Genomic DNA, 16,471 nt, shown 5'->3' on the forward strand with positions numbered 1-16,471 from the left:
TCTCGCGGCCGTCTCACCGGTGCCCGGGGAGGCGAGAGCACGGTCCCCGCCCGTGGCCTCAGAAGCGCCCTGGGGTAGAGGGCCGCTCCCGTCGCCGGGAAGGGCGGGGGTGGCCCGAGGGCCCGTCTTCTCCTGAACCACTGCGGGGTCTCCTTGCGATCCGCACGCCTTGCTATGCGAAAACGCTACCGCCCCGCGAGCCCTTCGCGGTCATCCCGGCATGGCGACAGGGTGATCCCGCGAGAAACGGGATCACCCGGCGCACTGGCGAGCCCTGGGCACGGGAACGGGAAGAGGGCCCGGAAACCCTTCGGACCGGACCCGTCTCGTCGGCGGCGAGCGCGGAATTCCGTTGTCTACTGGGCTCCCGGGCCCGTCCCGGGTCCAACCCCCCGCCCGGCTGGGGTGCCCCGACTCGACGGACCGACGGCCCTGCACCTGGCTGTGTGGACGGAGCTGGCTCCGTCACGGACGCAGGATCCGGCGATGTCAGAGACGGCCAACCGGCCAAGTCCCGTGCTGGACTGCGCAGCAAACTACCGACTCAGCCTCAGATGTCAACCGTGTCCCGATCAGCATAAACATCAAGTTTTCGCAGGTGGGCGGCTGTTGCCCGGTGAGTCGGCGGCCCCGGAGGCCCGCTGCCGGGCCGGCAGGCCGCGCAGCGCGTCCGAGAGCGGGCGCTCGTGGACCACGCCGAGCCGCTGGGTGGCCCGGGTGAGCGCCACGTACAGGTCGCTGGCGCCGCGCGGCGGCTGGGCGGCGATGAGGTCCGGCTCGACCACGATCACCGAGTCGAACTCCAGGCCCTTGGCGTCGGCCACGGCGAGCACGGCGACGGGCGCGTCCAGCGCCTCGGCGCCGCGGTCCCGGCCGGAGCCGGGGGTGACGACCACGGCGCCCTCGACCGCCCCGCGCACCGTCTCCCCCACCGAGAAGAGCAGGGCGTCGGGCGCCACGACCGCGACCTTGCCGCCGGAGGCGGCCTCCTCGGCGGCGATCGCGGGCAGCTCGGCCAGCGGCGCCGCCCACGGCCGCGCCCCGCTCTCGCGCACCGACCGGGGCGGCTCCAGGGCGGGGTCGATCGTGGCGAGCACCCGGCCGGCGACCTCCATGAGCTCGACGGGCGTGCGGTAGTTGACGGTCAGCTTCTCCTGCCGCCACCGCCCGGCCACGTACGGGTCGAGCACCTCCGCCCAGGAGCGGGCCCCGGCGGCCGAGCCGGTCTGGGCGATGTCGCCGACGATCGTCATGGACCGGGTGGGGATGCGCCGCATGACGGTCCGCCAGGCCATCGGCGACAGCTCCTGCGCCTCGTCCACGATGATGTGGCCGTAGGCCCAGGTGCGGTCGGCGGCGGCGCGTTCGGCGGTGGTGAGGTGCGGGCCGTCGCCGCGCTGGCGCTCGGCCAGCCGCTCGGCCTCCATGATGTCGGACAGCCCGGTCAGCTCCAGCACCTCGCGGGCGTAGGCGAGCTCGGCCTCGCGTTCGTGCTCCTCGGCCTGGCGGGCCGCGGCCAGCTCCTCCTCGGCCGCCAGGGCGCTGGCCCGCAGCACCTGCTCGTCGATCTCGCCGAGCAGCTCGGCCGCCTCGTCCAGCAGGGGCACGTCGGACTCGGTCCACTCGGCGCGGGCGTCGCGCCGCAGCAGGGCCCGCTCCTCCGGCGTCAGCGCGGCGGCGGCGTGCCCGAGCCGCTCGGGCGAGGTGTACAGGCCGATCAGCAGCCGCTGCGGGGTGAGGTAGGGCCACAGGCGGTTGAGCGCGGACCTGACGACCGGCTCGGTGCGCAGGTCCTCGCGCAGGTCGGCCAGCTCGTCATCGTCGATCAGCCCCTTGCCGATCTTCTTGGCGGCCTGCCGGGCCAGCGCGGTGAGCAGGGTGCGGACGAACACGGCGCGCGCCTGGTTGTGCGGGCGGCGGGAGCGCACGGCCCGGTTGGCGGCCGACTCCAGCATCCGGCGGTCCATCGTCAGGGTGTAGCGGCCCAGGTTCAGCTCGACGGGCTTGCGCGGGACGCGCTGGCGGTCGCGGACCGCCCGGGCGATCACCTCGGCCATCCGCAGGTCGCCCTTGATCGCGGCCACCTCGGGCGTCTCCCGGGCGGTGGCCGTCACGCCCGGGTACAGCTCGCCGACCGTCGACAGCAGCACGTCGGTCTCGCCGAGCGAGGGCAGCACCTGCTCGATGTAGCGCAGGAAGGTCAGGCCGGGGCCGAGGACGAGCACGCCGCGCCGCTCCAGCCGCTGCCGGTGCGTGTAGAGCAGGTAGGCGGCGCGGTGGAGGGCGACGACGGTCTTGCCGGTGCCGGGGCCGCCCTGGACGACGAGGACGCCGTTCAGGTCGGCGCGGATCACCCTGTCCTGCTCGACCTGGATGGTGGCGACGATGTCGCGCATCCGGCCGGTGCGCCGCTCGCCGAGCGCGGCCAGCAGGGCGGCCTCGCCGTTGAGGGTGGCCCGGTCCTCGTCGGTAAGCGCGTCGAAGTCGAGCAGGTCGTCGTCGACGGCGACCACCGTCCGGCCGCGGGTCTGCAGGTGGCGGCGGCGGGTGAGGCCCATCGGGGCGGCCGGGGTGGCGCGGTAGAACGGCTGCGCGACCGGCGCGCGCCAGTCGATGAGCAGCCGCTCCTGCTCGTCGTCGGTCATGCCCAGCTTGCCGATGTAGAGCCGGCCCTCCTCGACGTGGTCGAGCCGGCCGAAGACCAGGCCGCGCTCCACCGCCCAGAGCCGGGCGAGGCGGGAGGCGTACATGTCGGCGAAGGTGTCGCGCTCGGACCTGTTCTGCATGGTGCCGACGGCGCCGGTGGCGAGCACCTCCTTCAGCTGGTGCTGGGTGCGCTCGCGCAGTTCGTCAAGCCGTTCGTAGAGGCGGGTGACGTACGCCTGCTCCCTGGCGAGTTCCGATTGACGGGTTGCCGCCAGACCATTAATGTGGTTAATGGTGCTCTCCGGGCCATTCTGCTTGTAGTTACGACAAACGTCGACATTAGCATGGCAGCGGCGCAGTTCTCGCGCGTTTTGGGCCCTCTTTAAGCAGACCCTGTTTCCCCGGTACGGTCACGGTTCGTCGCGGCTCTTGACCGGGTGCCCCCCCGCTCTTTACGTTCACTCCTGGTTAGGAAACTTATCTAACTCCACGGGGTTGAGGGGTGACAGTGAGCGGTCCCGTACCGGGCACGCCCCGTCTGCTGCGCGCCATCAACGACCGCGCGGCCCTGCGGCTCCTCCTCGAACGCGGGCCGCTCACCCGGCCCGAGCTGGGCGCCCTGACGGGGCTTTCCAAACCGACCGCCTCGCAGCTGCTGTCCCGCCTGCGCGCGACCGGGCTGGTGGTGCTGGACGGGGTACGAGGCGGACTGCCGGGACGCACCGCCGAGGTGTACCGGATCAACGGCGAGGCGGCGTACGCGGCCGCGCTGGACGTCACCCCGGGCCGGATCGAGGCCCGGGTCGCCGACCTGACCGGGACGGTGGTCGGCGAGCACGTGCTGGAGTCGCCCGGCGGCGATCTGATCGGGCGGCTGCGCGCCGCGCTTCACGGGGCGCGTCCCCCGGCGCCGCCGCGGCACGTGGTGATCGGGGTGCAGGCGGCGCTCGACCCGGCGACGGGGCGGCTGGGGTACGCGACCGTGCGGGACATGCCCGGCTGGCACATCGACGACCTGGTGCCGGAGCTGTCCCGGGGGCTGGGCGTGCCGGTGTCGGTGGAGAACGACGTCAACCTGGCGGCCCTGGCCGAGCAGTCCCGCGGGGCCGCCGCTGGCATACCCGACTTCGTGCTGCTCTGGGCGGACGCGGGCATCGGCTCGGCCATCGTGCTCGGCGGGCGGCTGCACCGGGGCGCGACAGGCGGCGCCGGCGAGGTCGGCTACATGCCTGCGCCCGGCGCCCCCACCGCCCGGGACACCGGCCCCTACGCCGACCACGGCTTCCAGGCCCTGTCCGGCGGCGCCGCGGTCCTGCGAGTGCTCCGCCGTCACGGCATCCCGGGCACCGACCTGCGCGAAACCCTCACCAACGCGGCCCGCGCCGCCATGCCCACCCGCCCGGACGCTCCGGGCGCGACGGCGGGACCGGTGGGCGCGTACGGCATCACGCGCGCGAACGGCGTCACAGCGGACGGCGGGGCGGGCGTGGTGCGTGCCGGGGTTGCGGCGGCGGCGTTGCGGGAGGTGGCGGGGCGGCTGGCGGTGGGGCTGGCGGCGATCACGTCGGTAATGGATCCGGCGCTGATCGTGCTGGCCGGAGCGGTGCCGATGGCGGGCGGGGAGCCGCTCAGACGGCTGATCGAGGAGGAGCTGCACGCGCTGACCATCCCCCGGCCGCGGGTGCGGCTGTCGCGGGTGGCGGGCAACCCGGTGCTGGCGGGGGCGCTCGATCTGGCGCTGGCCACGGTGCGGGACGAGGTGCTCGACTCGACGGGTGTGACCGGTTCGCCCGCCTTTGACAGTGGCGCGGGCGTGACAGAGTAGGTCGTCCGCTGGCGTGACCGGCCGTGACCTCCGATGCTGCCGTCATGGACGGGTTCCTGGACACCAGCACGGGCGGGCTGACGGAGTTGCGGGTGCACGGCGTGTCCGGCACTCCCCCGGGCGAGATGCTGGCCCACCCTCATCCCCGGCTGGTCGCGGGCGACGGGACGACCGGGTTCTACCGGCGCTGGTGGCCCGCCGGGCGGCCGGAGACCGAGGACGCGGACGTGCCCGGCGAGCGTCGCCGGGAGACTTACGCGTGGGCGGGGCTCACCTCCGGCGGGCGGACGATCGCGCTGTGGCTGCTGCTCCTGCCGTTCGCGCTGGCCAACCTGGCGTACTTCATGCTGCCCAGGCCCGAGGGCGGGCGGCGGCTGCGGCGGGCGGTGGAGGCGGCGCAGCGGCTGTTCGCGCTGCTGCTGACGGGGACGCTGGTGGCGGCCGTCACCAGGGCCGGCGTGGATCTGATCGGCTGGCAGTGCACCGCTGAGGGGCGGGCGTGCTCGTACGAGACGGCTCCCGGGTGGGTGCGGTGGATGAGCGAGCTGTGGGGCGCCGACCCGTCGCGGCGGCTCGCCGCGACGGCGCTGGTGCCGCTGACGGTGGTGGGCGTGCTCTGGCTGATCGGGCGGCGCACCTGGCGGCGGGACGAGCGGACCGCCATGCCGCCCGGCGGGTCCTGGCCGCGTGGCCCGCTGCTGGCCCGGGCGCGGCTGTGGCACGGCGGCGAGCCGGTGCGGCGGCTGCGCGCGGTGCACGTGGCGTTCGCGCTCGGGTGGATCGGGCTGGCGGTGGCGGCCCCGTTCACCCGCTCGGGCCCGGGGCTGGCGCTGACGGCGGCGAACGCGGCCGTGCTGGTGGCGGCGGTCCTGGCGGTGGTCGCGCCGGGGGTGGCGCGCCGGGTGGATCCGGGCGCGGACGACCCGGGCGGGGCGCTGCTGGGCCGGATCTGCGTCGTGCTGGAGGCGGCGGGCGCCGTGGTGCTGGCGGTGACGCTGGTGAGCGCGGCGGCCGGGCTGCCCGGCGCGGCCTCCTCACGTCAGTTGCCGGGGGTGGGGGCGGGGACGGTCCAGTTCGGGCTGACGCTGGTGCTGGCGGCGGCGACGCTGGCGGGCACCTGGGCGCTGGCCAGGCGTGACCGGGGGCCGCGGGCGATGGGCGGGCTGGCGAGCTGGGTGGCGCTGCTCGCGGCCGCGGCGGTGGCCAACGCGCTCGGGCTCGGCGTGATGTTCTGGACGGCCTCGTTCTTCGGCGTGCCGGCCTCGCCGGGGGCGGGCGGGCCGGTGGGGCGGAGGCTGTTCCTCGACGAGCCGGTGTGGTGGACGGCGGCGCTGGTGCCGGTCCTGGCGGCGGGGTTCGCGGTGGTGGCGCTGGTGCTGCGGAACGCGCGCCGAACCGGCGCGGCCCGGCTGGCTCCCCGGCTGGAGCCGTACTACGGGCGGGACAGCGACGAGGTGGCCGGACAGTGGGCGCTGGCGGGGCTGACCGACCGGGCGGGGCTGGTCCTGGGGCTGCTGACCGGGATCGGGCTGGCGGGGTTCGCCGCGGTGGCGGTCTGCTACCGGTTCGAGCTGCTGAGCCCGGTGGACGGGCTGGCCGGGCTGTTCGCCGCGATCGGCAGCTGGGCGACGGCGGCGTTCCTCGCCGGGCTGGTGCTGCTGGGGCGCCGCGCGTACAGCGATCCGGGGCTGCGCCGCACGGTCGGGATCCTGTGGGACGTGGCCACGTTCTGGCCGCGCGCCACCCACCCGCTCGCCCCGCCCTGCTACACCGAGCGGGTGGTGCCCGAGCTGGTCGCCCGGGTGGGCCGGCTGACCAGGGGCGAGGGCGACGTGGTGCTGCTGTCGGGGCACAGCCAGGGCAGCGTCATCGCCGCCGCGGTGGTGCTGCAGCTCGACCCGGCGGTGCGGGGGCGGGTGCGGCTGCTCACCCACGGCTCGCCGCTGCGGCGGCTGTACGCGGCGTTCTTCCCGGCGTACTTCGGGCCCGCGGGGCTGGGCGCGGTGCGTGAGGCGATGCCCTGGTTCAACCTGTACCGGCTGAGCGACCCGATCGGCGGGCCGGTCGTCGCGCGGGTGGATCCGTTCGGGCCGCGCGAGACGATCTCTACCGTGGACCTGTTCTGCTGGGACCCGGTCCCGCCGGGGCCGGGCGATCCGCTGCCGCGGACGCTCTGGCACGCCGACTACTGGTTCGATCCCCCGTACGCGGAGGCGGTGCGCCGGCTGACGGCGGCGAGTCCGCGCGCGGGATGAGCCTCACGCGGGCACTCCGTCGGGGCCCGCGCTCTCGTCCTCGCTGACCAGGTCGGGGGCGCGGTGCTCGTACGGGGTGCTCAGCACCACCGTGGTCCGGGTCGACACGTTCGCGGCGGCCCTGATCTGCTGCAGGAGCTCTTCCAGCGCCACCGGGGACGCCACGCGGACCTTCAGTATGTAGCTCTCGTCACCGGCGACGCTGTGGCACGCCTCGATCGCGGTGAGGTGGGCGAGCCGGTCGGGGGCGTCGTCGGGGGCCGCGGGGTCGATCGGTTTGATCGAGACGAACGCGGTGAGCGGCAGCCCCACCGCGTCGTGGTCGATGATGGCCGCGTAACCGCGCACCACGCCGCGTTTCTCCAGGCGGCGCACCCTCTGGTGCACCGCCGAGACCGAGAGCCCGGTCTCCCTGGCCAGTTCGGTGAAGCTCATCCGGCCGTCACGGGCCAGCAGCGCGACGATCCGGCGGTCGATCTCCTCCATCGGTCAAAGGTAGCCGGTCGCGGTCATGACGCGTTCATGACATGTCATGACAGTGTGCCGACAGGAGAGGCACCCATGCGCATGGCGTGCTCGACGAGGGTGACGAGCACGTCCCGGCCGGACTCGCGGCGGCGGGCGTCGCAGCGCACGATCGGCACGCCCGGGTCCAGGCCGAGCGCCTGGCGCACCTCGCCGACGGTGAAGGGGCGGGCTCCGTCGAAGCAGTTCAGCGCCACCACGAACGGCTGCCCGCGTTTCTCGAAGTAGTCGACGGCCGGGAAGCAGTCGGCCAGGCGCCGGGTGTCGGCCAGCACGACCGCGCCGAGCGCGCCCGAGGCCAGCTCGTCCCAGACGAAGAAGAACCGCTCCTGGCCGGGGGTGCCGAACAGGTAGAGGGTGTAGTCGCCGCGGATGGTGATGCGGCCGAAGTCCATGGCGACGGTGGTGGTCGGCTTGGACTCCACACCGGTCAGGTCGTCGACGTAGACGCCGGCGTGGGTGAGCATCTCCTCGGTGCGGACGGTCCTGGTCTCCGACACCGCGCCGACCATGGTGGTCTTGCCCGCGCCGAAGCCGCCGGCGATCAGGATTTTGATCGGGGTGGGCAGCCGCCAGTGATCAGAGCGCCCGAAGTCCATCCAGCACCGCCTGTACGTCCCTTCGCGGTCGTGCCGCGCCCGCACGTCTCACCTCGGAGATCCCGTCAACAGGGCTTGTCAAGGCGAGTCAGAGTGATCCATCTGCCTGGCAACGAGTCACCCTAGCAATGCCACAAACCTCACTCAAGCACCTATGCCTCTCAGAAATCAATATGTCACCTTTGCCGTCCATAGCGACTTCAAAAGAGGCGAATTCGCGGTGAGTAAACCCCTCTGTCAGGGCTCCGAGCAGCTTTCACTACTTTCGGTGACTGTGATCCGAAATATTGTGATAACCGGCGTTGAAGCCGATTTGACGCCATAAGAAGGTGGCCGTGCGCGGGCTGCGCTCCCATACCTCGCGGATCCGCTCGCCCGCCTCGCGGGCGAGGCCGCCCATCGCCTCGTCCACCTCCGACCTGCCCACCCCGAGCAGCAGCACGTTGAGCCCGCCCCAGCTCAGGTCCCTGCGGTACGAGGCGAGGTCGCCGAGCAGGTGGAGGTAGCGCTGCACCTGCTCGCAGGCCGGCCGCAGCTCCTCCAGATGGGCCCTGACCCACGCGTCGCCCGCGTAGATGAGGTGGCACAGGTCGACGAAGCAGGTGCCGCGGCTGTCGGCGTTGCCGACATAGCGCTCCAGCGAGACCTCGGCCGCGCTGTCACGCCAGGCCCAAGCCCTGGACATCCCGGCCAGGGTCCGGCCGAGCTGGTCGCGCCAGAGCCGGTGGAGGGCGGCGAACTCCCCGACGGTGGCCAGCTCGTCGCGCAGGTCGGCCAGGAAGCGGGTGACGGCCGCCTTGGGAGGCGCGCCGTCGGCCACCGCCAGGCAGTCGCGGACGAGCCGGTCGACCTGATCGCGGCTGGTGGCGATACGGTCGACGAGCCGGTCCAGAGCGAGCACCCAGAGCGCGGCGCGGTTGACCACCTTGAGCCGGTCGGCGGTGGCCCAGGGCGCGCCGAACGCGCTCGCCAGCGAGAGCGACGAGTAGATCTCCGGGCCGAAGGCGGCCGCCGGGAAAAGCTCTCCGTAGATCTCCGCACAGCGCCTCAGGTCGCGGTCGCACTCGGCGGCCAGCGCGCAGGTCCGGCCCAGCTCGAACGCCTCGTCCAGCTCGCCGGGCATCCTCAGGGCCACCCGGTCGGCATGCAGAGCATCGGCGACAACCCCCATACACCCGCAGATATCAGTGTGTAGCGCATTGTCACATGGCCACTACATCCGATCAAGGTACAGCCGCGTGGCCTCAGGCCCCGATGGCGATGAACGACACGTCGTCGCCCCTGGCCCGCCGCAGCGCCTCGGCCAGCCCTAACCCGGCGCTGAGCCCCTCGTGCAGCCCCGCCATGATCGGCACGGCCTGCTCGTCGTTGACCGGCACCACGCTGGCGACGATCCCGGCCGTGCCGAGGTGGAGCAGGGCGGTGGCCAGGCCCAGCACCTCGTCGGCGCCGACGGGCGCCATCTGGGCGGAGTCGCAGCTCGACAGGACGAGCCGGTAGGGGGCGCGGCGCAGGCGTTCGAGGTCGTAGCCGGTGAGCGGGCCGTCGCCGAGGTGGAGGCTGGAGAACATGGGGCTGTCGGCGCGGAAGGTGCCGTGCGCGGCCAGGTGCGCGAGCCGGCAGCCGTCCATCGCCTCCAGCACGGCCTGCGCGGTGGCGGCCTCCCCGGTCAGCACGGTACGGCTGCGGTCCCCGTACAGCTTCTCGATCGCCCGTACCTCGGCCTCGGCGTTGGGCACGTCGGGACCGCCGACGAGCACCACGCCGCCGTCCGGAGGCGGCGCGGACGCGCGGGCGCGCAGCCAGGCGGCGGCGGACGGCGCGACACTGAAGGCCGTGCGCCGCAGCGACGGCAGCAGCCCCCACGGCGCGGCGTGCAGCACGGCGGGGGGCACCACCACGCACGGCCCGTCGTCGCCCAGCCGGGCGGCGACCGGCCCGAGCAGGGCCTCCTCCAGGTGCCGCCCCAGCGCGGCCAGCTCCGCCGGGTCGGGTCGGCGCTCGTAGGCGAGGCGGCGCAGCCGGGAGCGGGCGTACTCGGTCTCGGCGACCGCCTGCCCGGCCGGTCCGACGGCGTAGGTGCGCACCCGGCCGTCCGCGCAGAGCAGCACGTGCAGGACGCCGTCGATGATCACCAGCTCGGCCAGCCGCCCGCCGGGGCCGAGCGCCCGCAGCATCCGCCCGCAGTCGAAGCCGTGCTCCTCGCGCCCGCCGGGCCCGCGCAGGCTCAACGTCTCGGCCCGGATGCGGGCCTCCAGGGCGGCGCGCTCGCGTTCGAGGCGCGCGGCGGAGGCGGCGCCGCCGGACCGCGCGCCCGCCAGCAGCTGGTCGACCCGGCGCAGCGCGGCGAGCCGGCCGAGCAGCTCAGGGTCGTCGGCGGGCGGCGTGGGCGGCACGTCGAGCGCGGTGGCCCGCCACCGTTCGGTCCAGCCCAGCAGCTCGCGGCCGCGCCCGGCGCGGCGCAGGTGGCGCAGCGCGAGGTCGGCCAGCTCGGCGCCCTGGGCGGTGACCAGCGCCCGCAGCTCCGACGAGCCGAACGTCAGGCGGTGCTCCTCGATCAGCGCCAGCCCGGCCCGGCAGGCGCGCAGCAGCCGGCGCGGCTGCCCGGCCGCCTCCGCCCGCAGCGCCTCGGCCAGCCAGCCGCCCGCCCGCGCGGTGGCCGTGCCGACGTGGCGGGCCGCCGCGGCGGCGGCCAGGTGGCGGTCCGCCTCCTCGCCCCGGCCCAGCTCCAGCGCGGCCCGGCCGGCCAGCAGGTGCGCCTGCCACGCGTCGGGAGAGCCGAGCTCGCGCAGCCGGTCGGCGAGGCGGCGGGCGTCGCCGAGCAGCCGCGGCGTCACCCCTCCGGAGAGCCCGGCCTGGACGAGGATGAGCCGGGCGTGCTCGGCCCACCAGGCGCGCCGCTGCCCGGCGAAGAGCGCCCGGGCCTCGGCGGCGCGCTCGCGGGCGGTGGCCGGGTCGGCGGCGAGCAGCGCGGCCCTGGCGGCCAGCAGCAGCAGCTCGGCCCGCCGGGTGGCCTGGCCGCGCAGCCGTGCGATCAGCCGCAGCCCGGCGTCGGCCTGCTCCAGCGCCTCGCGGGCGAGCCCGGCGGCGAGCAGGACCGCGCACCGGTCGGCGACCAGGTCGGGCATCGGGGTGCCGAGCCGCTGGAACCCCTGGTCGGCCTCGTCGAGCCGGGCGAGCGCCAGGGGCAGGTCGCCGGCCACGAAGGCGGCGACGCCGCGGTTCTGCACGGCCACCACCGAGTCGTGCTCCTGGCGGGTGGTGGCGAACATGCGCTGCGCGGTGCGGAAGTCGGCGTCGGCGGCCCGCACGCTGCCGAGCGCGAGCTGCACGTGGCCGCGGAGGCTGAGCGCGCGGGCCGCCCACACGGTGTCGCCGGCCCGGCGCAGCGCGGGCGCGGCGATGCGCAGGTCGTCGAGCGCCTCGCGGTGCCGGCCGAGGATCCAGCGGGCGCCCGCCCGCCGGAACAGCACGCGGGCCCGGGTGGTGCCGGTGGCCCGGACGGCGGCCGAGTCCAGCGCGGACAGCCCCGAGCGGGTGCGGCCGCGGTGCACCAGCGCGATGCCGAGGGTGGCCAGCACGTCGGCCTCCCGGTCCGGCGAGCCGGAGCGGCGGGCCAGCCGCACCGCCTGCCGCAGCTCGCCGATCGCGGCCTCGACGTCGCCGAACTCGCGGTGCAGGATGCCGATCGCCTGCCGGGCGATCGAGGAGTCGTACGGGCCGCGCCCGCCCGCGAGGATGGCCTTGGCGGCGCGGAGCGCCTCTTTGGGGCGCGCGAAGACCATGGCGAGCACGTCGTGCGGATCGCCGGAGTCGCGGGCCCCAGACACGCATCGATGGTAGAACCGCCGCAGGCCGGGCGTCCACGCGGCAGGTCACACAGGTGTATCAACCGCCGGGGTGGGTGCTCATAGGTGTCAGGACGGCCTGGGAAAGCAGGCGCAGACGAGACTCCGCGGGAGGAACCGACGATGACCACACCGGATCCGGGTGGCGACGCCCGCTTCTGGGCGCAGCTCGACATGGTGAACGCCGCGCTGCCCGCCGGCCTGCGCGCGGTCGCCGGGCCGGAAGGGGCCGCGCCGGGCTCCGCGGTCGAGCCCGCCTACGCCGAGCTCGACGGACACGTCCTGGTCCGCGCCCAGGATCTGGAGCGGGCCGGCAACATGGTCGCGGACCTGCCGGGCGAGGCCGACCCGCGGGTGGTGTGGCCGCCCGAGGACGACGCGGGCCGGGTGTCGGTGCGCCGCCTGTACGTGGGCGACCGCGGCGCGCGCCTGGTCGCCGACACGCTGGGCGGGCAGCGGGTGCCCGCCACGCCGGTCCACCTCGTCTCCGTGGCCGGGGTGAACCTGTGCCCGGGCGACGAGCCCGTGCCCTCCTCCGGCCCGGTGCTGCCCGCCCCCGGGCCCCGCGACGCCGGCGCCGGGGTGCGGGTGACCGTGCTCGACACCGGGCTGGTGCCCGGCTACCTCGACCACCCGTGGCTGGCCGCGGGCTCGGGCGACCCCGCCATCCCGGCCGTCGAGGGCGACGTCACCGACGAGGTCGCCGACGGCGTGATCGGCCCGTACACCGGGCACGGCACGTTCGTCGCCGGGGTGCTGCGCTCCACCGCGCCGGCCGCGGACGTCCGGGTGCACCGGACGTTCCCGTACGCGGGGGCGGTGCCCGAGGACGAGCTGGGCCTGGCGATCCGCGACGCGCTCGCCACCCACGGCTGGCCCGACATCGTGTCGCTGTCGGCCGGCACCCGCAGCCGCGACGCGGCGGCGCTGCTCGGCCTGGCCGACTTCATGGCCGAGCTGACCCTCCACCCGGAGACCGTGCTGGTGGCCGCGGCGGGCAACGACGGCGGCACCGACCCGTTCTGGCCGGCCGCCTACGCCGCCGAGCCGGTCAACGCCTCCGGCGACCTGGTGGTGTCGGTGGGCGCGCTGCGCGAGGACGGCCAGGGCAGGGCGTGCTTCAGCAACCACGGCGGCTGGGTGACCGTGTACGCGCCGGGCGAGCGGCTGGTGAACGCCTTCGCCTCCGGCACCTACACCTACGGCTACCCGCACAGCACGTCCTGCCGCCACTCCGACACTCCGCTGTACGCCGGGTGCACCTGCGTGGCGGCGGCCAAGGCGGGCGACACGGCCACCTTCACCGGGCTCGCGCAGTGGAGCGGCACCTCCTTCGCGACCCCGATCGTGGCCGGGCTGATCGCGGCCCGCATGTCCGAGGCGGGCATCTCGTCGCGGCAGGCGGCGGCCGAGCTGGTGTCCGGGCGGCTGTCCGTACCGGATCTCAGCGGTTACCTACGGTGACGGGACGTTCTCCTGTCCTGGAGCGGCTCACGAAATATCATGAGCTTTCCGCCCCTGGACTGCTAAGGACCCTGGACTACACCGTGGAAGACAGCGCGCTGGATGACACCGCAGCCCTCGTCAAAGCAGCCGCCGGCGGCGACGCCGACGCCTGGAGGGGGCTCTACCAGCGCTTCAGCGGCCTGGTGTGGGCCGTCTCACGCGCCTACCTGCCCGTCGCGGCCGACGCGCAGGACGTGGCGCAGACCACCTGGTTCCGGTTCGCGGAGCACCTCACCAGGCTCCGCGACCCGGAACGGGCCGGCGCGTGGCTCGCCGCCACCGCCAAGAACGAAGCGCTGCGCGTCATCCGCACCAGCGGCCGGGCCATCCCGGTCAGCGACGTCGCGCTGATCGGGTTCGACGTGGACGAGCGCTCGCCCGAGCTGCTGCTGCTCGAGGCCGAGGAGGAGATCGAGGAGGCCGAGCGGGCACAGCAGGTGTGGGACGCCTTCCAGGAGCTGTCGGAGCGCTGCCGGCTCCTGCTGCGCGTCCTCATCGCCGAGCCCAGGCCCAGCTACCAGGAGGTCGCCAGCGGCCTGGGCATCGCGGTGGGCAGCATCGGCCCCATGCGGGGACGCTGCCTGAAGCGGCTCGGGACCCTGGTGGAACGACGGGGAGTGTCCGGGAGGCCGGAGTGAACGACATGGATGACGACTTCGCACTGGAGAACGAGCTGCGGGCGATCGCGAACCTGCTCGACCCGGTGCCGACGGAACTGTTCGAGGACGCCATGGTGGCGTTCCGCATGCGGGCCCTCGACGCCGAGCTGGCGCTGCTCGCCTTCGACTCGTGGGACGCGCACGCCGCCACCCGGGTCCGCGGGGCCGGCGTGCCCCGGCTGCTCACCTTCCGCGCCGCCGAGGTGGAGCTGGAGCTCGAGGTGTCGGGACCGCGCCTGCTGGGGCGGCTGCTGCCCGCTGAGGAGACGGACGTCCGCGTCCAGCGCCGCGACGGCGAGCACCTGGTGCGTTCCGACGCGCTCGGCCGCTTCGCCGCCGACTCCCTCACCCCCGGGCCCCTCCGCCTCCACGTGGTGCCCCGCGCGGGCACCCCGGTGGTCACCTCCTGGATCCGCGTCTAGCAACCCACACCGGCCCACTCTCCCCCGCCCGTGCAGCACCCTGCTCGCGTCCGTGGCTCCCGTGCTCGCGTACGAACCGGCACGGCCCCAAGTTTCCCCACAACTGAGCCTCTTTCATACTCCCGGAGGCGGATCTCTGGCCACAGAGAAACCCCCTGGCAGACGGGTTGATCACCACAATCACGTCCGTCACCACCAGGGGCTTCGGATGCTGTTTTACCGTGCCGCCGCCGATCGTCAGACGGCACCGCAAGGCGATCAAGACCTGAGCGCCGCCCGTATCTGGGGCATCGTGCGGGCGCTGGAGCAAGCCGGGATCGCAGCGGCCGGAATGGGTGGATGAACCGGTTACGCGTGGCGGGCGGGACCGGCGATCCCTGCCAGGACCCTTGGTTGAGCATCGCCGTTCCCGCCGCCACGCAGCTCCGTGGCCGCCGCGCCGGTCCCCTCCTCCGGCGCGGCGGCGTCATCGTCTGGAAGCCCGCCAGGCTCCCGTTGCGGTTCCGATGAAAAGACGTGTCGCGCGTACGTGACGGCGGCGCTCGCGCGTCTTGAGGGCGGGGCGTACGCACCCCCGGGCGGCGGCTCCCCGGCTCCCACCCCCCGGGAGCCGCCGCCCCGTGCCGGCCGCCTGACGTGGACCCCTCACGTCCCCCCGCGGCCGTTTCCCAGGCCTGGTCGCGCCCTCAGGCGCCCGTGCGGGCAGCCTGGCCAGTCCCGCGACCGACAGCCCTTCGAGGGAGATCGGGAAGGCGTCGTCGCCGGTCGGCGGCGGACGGCCGGCGTCGCGGCGGGTGACCGAGATCGGCACCCGCCGTACCCGCCCGGACGCCACCGGGCGCGGCTCGGCTCGTGACAGGCCGAGGTCCGGCTCCGACATCGCTTCCTCCTCCCTCGCCATTCCCAGAGGCGGCGAGGGCGGATTTGATACACCCCCGGCCGCAACGGATTCGAGAATTTCAGAGGAAAGTGATCGCGGGCCGCCTCACGTCCACGTGGAACGGTCCTATGGCGGCCCGCTTCGCGGCGGAACGCCGTCAGACGATGACCAGGTCCCGGGTGGTGACGTTGAGCCGGTCGGCGCCCGACTCGGTGCACACGACGATGTCCTCGATGCGCGCGCCGTGGGACCCGGGCAGGTAGATGCCGGGCTCGACGGAGAAGGCGAAGCCGGGCTCCAGCGGCTCTCCGTTGCCGGAGACGATGTACGGGTCCTCGTGGCCTTCGACGCCGATGCCGTGGCCGGTGCGGTGGATGAAGTAGTCGCCGTAGCCGGCCTCGGCGATGATGTCGCGGGCGGCGGCGTCGATCGACTCGCACGAGACGCCGGGGCGGACGGCTTCGCAGGCGGCGTCCTGGGCACGCCGCAGCACCTCGTAGTAGGCGGCGAAGTCGGCCGGGGGCTCGCCGACGCAGTACATGCGGGTGGAGTCGGAGCAGTAGCCGCTGGGCATCTGGCCGCCGATGTCGACCACGACCGGCTCGCCGGGCTGGATGACCCGGTCGGAGACGTCGTGGTGCGGGCTGGCGCCGTTGGGCCCGGAGGCGACGATGGTGAAGTCGACGGTGGCGTGGCCGGTGGCGAGGATGGCCTCGGCGATGTCGCGCGCCACCTCGCGCTCGGTGCGGCCGGGCCTCAGGAAGCCGGGCACCTGCCGGTGCACCTCGTCGATCGCCTGGCCGGCCTCGCGCAGCGCCGCCACCTCGGCGGGCGACTTGCGCATCCGCAGGTGGCGCAGCACGTTTCCGGCGAGCACCTGCTCGGTGCGGGGCATCACGTCGCGGAAGCGCAGCGACGCCATCGCCCACATGCGGTCGGCCAGGCCGACCTTGGCGACCGGGCCGAGCCGGTCGGCGGCGATCCGGTACGGGTCGTCCGTCTCGTCCCACGCGACGAACTCCAGCCCGAGCCGGGAGGCGGGCGAGGCCTCCGCGGCCGGCATCTCCAGCCGCGGCACCATCATGAACGGGTCGCCGGAGGCGGGCACCACCAGGCACGTCAGCCGCTCCAGCGGCTTGGCGTCGTAGCCGCTGACGTAGCGCAGGTCGGGGCCGGGAGTCAGCAGCAGGGCGTCGATGCCGGCCTTGGCGGTCGCCTCGCGGACAGCGGCCAGACGGGACACGGGATACAGATCAGAGGACGTCACAGGGCTTAATGTACTCGCCTAAAATCCATGAAAAGCTCT

12 protein-coding genes are annotated in these 16,471 nt (G+C 74.4%); 6 read left to right on the forward strand and 6 right to left on the reverse strand.

From position 1 onward, the window contains the following. Positions 1-584: 584 nt before the first annotated feature. Positions 585-2,813 (reverse strand): ATP-binding domain-containing protein, encoded by a 2,229-nt coding sequence (locus AB0J42_RS04505; RefSeq protein ID WP_364288811.1) that lies wholly within the window; start codon positions 2,811-2,813, stop codon positions 585-587. Between the two features lie 341 nt (positions 2,814-3,154). On the opposite strand from AB0J42_RS04505, the gene AB0J42_RS04510 reads away from it, so the two are divergent. Together AB0J42_RS04510 and AB0J42_RS04515 are read left to right on the forward strand one after the other, a co-directional pair. Continuing rightward, on the forward strand, positions 3,155-4,471 hold the full coding sequence (locus AB0J42_RS04510; protein WP_364288813.1) for an ROK family transcriptional regulator: 1,317 nt from the start codon (positions 3,155-3,157) through the stop codon (positions 4,469-4,471). Positions 4,472-4,515: 44 nt separating this feature from the next. Continuing rightward, positions 4,516-6,726 carry a hypothetical protein gene (locus AB0J42_RS04515; protein ID WP_364288815.1) on the forward strand — a complete coding sequence of 737 codons (2,211 nt, stop codon included), beginning with the start codon at positions 4,516-4,518 and terminating at the stop codon, positions 6,724-6,726. Positions 6,727-6,729: 3 nt separating this feature from the next. Here the strand turns inward: AB0J42_RS04515 and AB0J42_RS04520 are convergent, their stop codons facing one another. From AB0J42_RS04520 to AB0J42_RS04535, 4 genes are all read right to left on the reverse strand, one after another. Then, entirely contained in the window at positions 6,730-7,212 is a 483-nt protein-coding gene (locus AB0J42_RS04520; RefSeq protein WP_364288817.1) for an Lrp/AsnC family transcriptional regulator, read from the reverse strand. 44 nt (positions 7,213-7,256) lie between these two features. Next, positions 7,257-7,850: an ATP/GTP-binding protein gene (locus AB0J42_RS04525; protein WP_364288819.1), complete on the reverse strand. Its 594-nt coding sequence runs from the start codon at positions 7,848-7,850 to the stop codon at positions 7,257-7,259. 259 nt (positions 7,851-8,109) lie between these two features. Continuing rightward, positions 8,110-9,021 (reverse strand): terpene synthase family protein, encoded by a 912-nt coding sequence (locus tag AB0J42_RS04530; RefSeq protein ID WP_364288821.1) that lies wholly within the window; start codon positions 9,019-9,021, stop codon positions 8,110-8,112. A gap of 73 nt (positions 9,022-9,094) precedes the next feature. Continuing rightward, a complete protein-coding gene (locus AB0J42_RS04535) occupies positions 9,095-11,680 on the reverse strand; it encodes a CHAT domain-containing tetratricopeptide repeat protein (RefSeq protein ID WP_364288823.1) in 2,586 nt (861 codons plus the stop codon). 141 nt (positions 11,681-11,821) lie between these two features. Between AB0J42_RS04535 and AB0J42_RS04540 the strand changes: the two genes are divergently transcribed. The 4 genes from AB0J42_RS04540 to AB0J42_RS04555 all read left to right on the forward strand — a co-directional run bounded on the left by AB0J42_RS04540 (position 11,822) and on the right by AB0J42_RS04555 (position 14,628). Then, positions 11,822-13,162, forward strand: a complete 1,341-nt coding sequence (locus AB0J42_RS04540) for a S8/S53 family peptidase (protein WP_364288825.1) — start codon at positions 11,822-11,824, stop codon at positions 13,160-13,162. Between the two features lie 83 nt (positions 13,163-13,245). Beyond that, the gene (locus AB0J42_RS04545) at positions 13,246-13,842 is read left to right on the forward strand and encodes a sigma-70 family RNA polymerase sigma factor (protein ID WP_364288827.1); all 597 of its coding nucleotides are present in this window, start codon (positions 13,246-13,248) and stop codon (positions 13,840-13,842) included. Then, on the forward strand, positions 13,839-14,285 hold the full coding sequence (locus tag AB0J42_RS04550; RefSeq protein WP_364288829.1) for a hypothetical protein: 447 nt from the start codon (positions 13,839-13,841) through the stop codon (positions 14,283-14,285). Before AB0J42_RS04545 ends, AB0J42_RS04550 begins: the two co-directional genes overlap by 4 nt. A gap of 208 nt (positions 14,286-14,493) precedes the next feature. Next, the gene (locus AB0J42_RS04555) at positions 14,494-14,628 is read left to right on the forward strand and encodes a hypothetical protein (protein WP_364288831.1); all 135 of its coding nucleotides are present in this window, start codon (positions 14,494-14,496) and stop codon (positions 14,626-14,628) included. A gap of 694 nt (positions 14,629-15,322) precedes the next feature. Here AB0J42_RS04555 and AB0J42_RS04560 read toward each other — a convergent pair. Then, positions 15,323-16,432 carry a Xaa-Pro peptidase family protein gene (locus AB0J42_RS04560; RefSeq protein ID WP_364288833.1) on the reverse strand — a complete coding sequence of 370 codons (1,110 nt, stop codon included), beginning with the start codon at positions 16,430-16,432 and terminating at the stop codon, positions 15,323-15,325. Positions 16,433-16,471 lie beyond the last annotated feature (39 nt).

This window comes from Nonomuraea sp. NPDC049649, assembly GCF_040675175.1.
Taxonomy (GTDB): Bacteria; Actinomycetota; Actinomycetes; order Streptosporangiales; family Streptosporangiaceae; genus Nonomuraea.